Source organism: Stenotrophomonas sp. A3_2 (genome assembly GCF_036624925.1).
Classification (GTDB): Bacteria; Pseudomonadota; Gammaproteobacteria; order Xanthomonadales; family Xanthomonadaceae; genus Stenotrophomonas; species Stenotrophomonas hibiscicola.
Genome location: NZ_JAZKVY010000102.1, coordinates 1 through 342 on the forward strand (window position 1 = coordinate 1; position 342 = coordinate 342).

A 342-nucleotide genomic window follows, 5' to 3' on the forward strand; every position below is an offset into this window, starting at 1 on the left:
CCCGGACGGCTACTGGGTCGAGATCATCGCCAACGTCTGACCCGGAAAGGGGCACAATTCCGGTAGCGGCCGGCCCTACCCCGCCGCCGTGGTCAGGGCGCCCAGCGCCCGCCCCCGGGCACCCCCCGCCCCACCCCAACCTCTACAACACGGGGCCGGAGGCGGTCGCGCGGGGCGGGGCCGGGCGCGCGCGCCGCGGGGCGGGCTCCGGGCCGCGGGGCAGGGCCCGGCGCTACCGGAATTGTGCCCCTTTCCGGGTCAGACGTTGGCGATGATCTCGACCCAGTAGCCGTCCGGGTCCTTGATGAAGGCCAGGTTCTTCATGCGGCCGTCGGTCAGCCG

The 342-nt window shown here is 74.6% G+C and carries 1 pseudogene; it reads right to left on the reverse strand.

The annotated features are described in order from the left end of the window. Nucleotides 1-258: 258 nt before the first annotated feature. A pseudogene (locus tag R5H29_RS02140) lies at nt 259-342 on the reverse strand (lactoylglutathione lyase); the annotation flags it as partial.